Source organism: Novosphingobium beihaiense, assembly GCF_022832375.1.
Classification (GTDB): domain Bacteria; phylum Pseudomonadota; class Alphaproteobacteria; order Sphingomonadales; family Sphingomonadaceae; genus Novosphingobium; species Novosphingobium beihaiensis.
In genome coordinates this window covers 1-3,255 of record NZ_JALHLG010000077.1, presented here as the reverse complement: position 1 = coordinate 3,255, position 3,255 = coordinate 1, and the positions used below count along the sequence as shown (strand labels likewise).

The window sequence follows — 3,255 nt, the reverse complement described above, 5'->3', positions numbered from 1 at the left end:
GGGCGAGCAGGTAGTGGATGTCATGGATCGCCTGCTCTTCGAATGGGGCTGTCCGCCTGCCAAGATCAGGGTGGACAATGGCCCCGAATTCATCTCGCGCACCCTCGACCACTGGGTCTACATCAACCGGGTCACACTGGACTTCAGCAGGCCCGGGAAGCCGACCGATAATGCCTTCGTCGAGTCCTTCAACGGCCGCTTGCGCGACGAGTGCCTCAACACGCATTGGTTCTTGTCATTGGACGATGCCAGGGCCAAGATCGAGGCGTGGCGAATGGACTTCAACGAGAGCCGTCCTCACACATCCCTGGGGTTCATGACGCCTGCCGAATTTGCTTCATCGGCCGGGGTTAACCCCGGCCGATGAAGCGCCGGATCTCTCGTTCAGGCCGGTGGCAAATCCGGGACAGGGTCATCAAACCGGCAGACTCTCGTTATGACCGCGGGACCAGCGGGGGGCAGGTCACTTGTTGTCGCCCGCTTCCTCCAGCTTCACGTGCAGGTCGTCGAGGAACAGCGGGTTCAGCACTTTCAGGATGTTGGGCACGCTGGTGTAGTGCATGCCCAGAGCGCCGCGTTCTTCATCATCGGCCACGGCCTGGATCATGCTGCCGAAAATGTCGGGGTTGATCTTCGTCCAGTTGAGCCCGCCGATATGGATCAGGTAATTCCGTGCTGCCTTGTTGAAACGCGGCACATCCAGCGATCCGCCAAACAGCCCGCCATTCACATAAGGGAAGGGCCGCGCCCAGCTTTTGATGCCCTCCGCCTCGTGGCTCTCTTTGCGCGTATTCATCGCGCGGAACAGCTCGGCAATCACCTCATGCGTGTTGGAACTGTCCCGTTCGCTCATCTTCTCGACCGTCCCGGTGAAGGGATAGCTGGGGTGGAAGATGCTGGTATCCTCGGCATAAAAGCAGAAGATCAGCCGGGCCATGAAATGGTTCATGTCCGCGCGGCGGGCGGCGGTGTCCCAATCGGGATTGTCCTGCAGCAGCTCCAGATAGAGCTTGTTGAACAGGCGGGTGGCGCGAATATCGAACGAGCTTTCGCGCAGCTGGGGAATGGTGGTGATGCCTGCCAGCGGCAGGAAGAAGCCAAACTTTTCGGCAAATTCGGGATAGGGGCAGGAGAGAATATCCCCGCTCGCCAAATCCTGCGCCTCAAGCATATCCCCATCGGTGGCGAGGATGAACCTGGCCTTGGCCTTCGTGGTGGCGGGGCTCTCCCGCAGGGTGGTGAGTGTGTGCGTGACCTCGCCTGGCGCGGCGACGGCAATGTGGATGTGATTGCGCTGAAGAACGCCGCCCAGATCGGACTTGTTGGTGTTGCCTGAGCGCAGCCGCTTGATCTCGGTGGCCTTACGTCCAAACGCCTCCAGAAAGGCGAAGGGAAATTCGGCGGCGTCAAACGGCTGATCTGCCAGTATTTCTATGGCTTCAGCGATTTCTGTGGCGTTCATTGGACGATACCCGGATTAGCCAATTTAGACATTCGTTTGGCTCTCATTCCCACGGCGAAATGGTAGTGCAGGGGAGATCCGGACTTTGGGCGCCATTCCCAGCGGCCGATGGTTCGTTCAGCCGTATCGACTGCCGCCAGCAAGCTGATTGCCAGTAGAAGAAAACCAACTGTCAGACTGCCGAGAGACAGATTCGACCAGGCGTCCCAACAAAATCGGATGGAAGCGAATACGAAGATGCCAAGCGCAATCGTTTTGGCGCTGCCCACGATCCGACTTAGGCCGCGCAGATAGGCTTTGATGAGCTTTTGCCATTCGACATTTTGCTGGCGACGAAGGGCCCTGGCTCTGGCCTCGACGACAGCGTTGCTGATGAAATTATACAGGTTCCGCTCAGCAGGACCCATCGGATCGTTATCATTCATTGACCGCCCCCATCCTGAACATGGCATCGGCCATGGGGGGGGAGATCGCGCCGTTCTCGACAAGGTATTGATAAATTAATGCAGTAAAGTCGGCTTCTTGCTCAAAAGTTGCGTTTGGAATGATTGCGGGCAGACGCTCTTTCGTCACTCTCAGCGCTTGGCGGATGAGTTCTTGATCACGCCCTCGGACCATGGGTCCTACGCCGTAAAGCAACCATTCCGGGTTGGCGGCGTGGTCACGACATAGGATGACGGCGACAGAAAAAGGCGGCTCCCGCTCATCCTTCTCGTAAGCCGCGAGCGCGGGCTGAGACACGCCCACGATCTTGGAAAATTCCGCCTGAGTGGCCTCCTTGTAATGCCGGAATTCACGCAGCCGCTTACCGATGGTCATTGGACGTCCCAAAAGCCTCTTGCTGTATTATCCATATTCAGATAAATTGCATCAAATACGGAATAAATCCCGTATTTCCGTCATTCTATGTCGGTGAGGTGTGATATGCAAATGCTGACGATCCGCGAACTTTCAGAGGCTTCAGGATGGCCTCAGGGCCGAATTCGCAGACTCATTGAAAAGCGAAAGATTGACCATCTTCCCGATGATGGTCTGACCCTCCTGCCCGAGAACGCAATTGAACGGTACATCGAACAAAACCTGGTGAAAGCATGCCCCGAAAATCAGAAGGCCCGCGCCTCCGAATGCGGCCGCGTCGACCAAACTGGTTCATCCGATACAAAGATCCGAAAAGTGGAAGCTGGCGAGATGAATCAACTGGCACTTCGGATCGCCGCGAAGCGGAACTGATCTTTGGCGAGTTTCTCCTTAAATATGACGAACCCATCGAAAAGCGGTTTCGGCGCGAAGGGATGCTCATCTCCGAGGCGCTGGCGCGATATGCGCTTCGACCGGTAAAGCCCGAAAAACAGAAGTCCAAGGAGCGTCTGCGCTACTCCATCAACAATCTGATCCCGATCATTGGGCATCGCCGTGTCCACGAGATCGATGACGACATGCTTGTCGAATACCAGCTGGAGAGCCAAGATCGCACGCAGTCGACGATCAGGCGCGAGCTATCCGATCTTCGTTCCGCAGTTAACTATGTCGCCCGGAAACGGTTTATCGAACCGATCATCTTTCCTGAATTGCCTGCGGACGGTGAGCCAAAAATGCGCTGGCTTACGGAAGAGGAATTTGCGCATCTGCTCTGGCACGCCCGATCGATCAAACTTTCGAGGTTCAATCTGCTGACCTTCTTGATGATCGCATTTTACACCGGGGCACGGAAATCAGCGATAATGGACTTGGAATGGAGCCAGATTGAGTAGCCCCTAGATTTCTGGACGCCTTCTATCCTAATTTTGAGGACA

General features: G+C 56.2%; 5 protein-coding genes and 1 pseudogene. 3 read left to right on the top strand and 3 right to left on the bottom strand.

Annotation, left to right across the window (positions count from 1 at the left end; genetic code table 11):
- A partial coding sequence (locus MTR66_RS20775; protein ID WP_243924589.1) for an integrase core domain-containing protein occupies positions 1-367 on the top strand: 367 nt, incomplete at its 5' end.
- A 102-nt stretch (positions 368-469) separates the two neighbouring features.
- Here MTR66_RS20775 and MTR66_RS20770 read toward each other — a convergent pair.
- The 3 genes and pseudogenes from MTR66_RS20770 to MTR66_RS20760 form a co-directional block, all read right to left on the bottom strand.
- Positions 470-1,462, bottom strand: a pseudogene (locus MTR66_RS20770) (type IIL restriction-modification enzyme MmeI); the annotation flags it as partial.
- Positions 1,459-1,887 carry a hypothetical protein gene (locus MTR66_RS20765; protein WP_243924578.1) on the bottom strand — a complete coding sequence of 143 codons (429 nt, stop codon included), beginning with the start codon at positions 1,885-1,887 and terminating at the stop codon, positions 1,459-1,461. The gene MTR66_RS20765 and the pseudogene MTR66_RS20770, both read right to left, overlap by 4 nt.
- Positions 1,880-2,281: a helix-turn-helix transcriptional regulator gene (locus MTR66_RS20760; protein ID WP_243924576.1), complete on the bottom strand. Its 402-nt coding sequence runs from the start codon at positions 2,279-2,281 to the stop codon at positions 1,880-1,882. The genes MTR66_RS20765 and MTR66_RS20760 overlap by 8 nt, the downstream gene beginning before the upstream one ends.
- A 111-nt stretch (positions 2,282-2,392) precedes the next feature.
- On the opposite strand from MTR66_RS20760, the gene MTR66_RS20755 reads away from it, so the two are divergent.
- On the top strand, positions 2,393-2,692 hold the full coding sequence (locus MTR66_RS20755; RefSeq protein WP_243924574.1) for a hypothetical protein: 300 nt from the start codon (positions 2,393-2,395) through the stop codon (positions 2,690-2,692).
- A gap of 62 nt (positions 2,693-2,754) precedes the next feature.
- Positions 2,755-3,213: a site-specific integrase gene (locus MTR66_RS20750; RefSeq protein WP_243924572.1), complete on the top strand. Its 459-nt coding sequence runs from the start codon at positions 2,755-2,757 to the stop codon at positions 3,211-3,213.
- Positions 3,214-3,255: the final 42 nt, after the last annotated feature.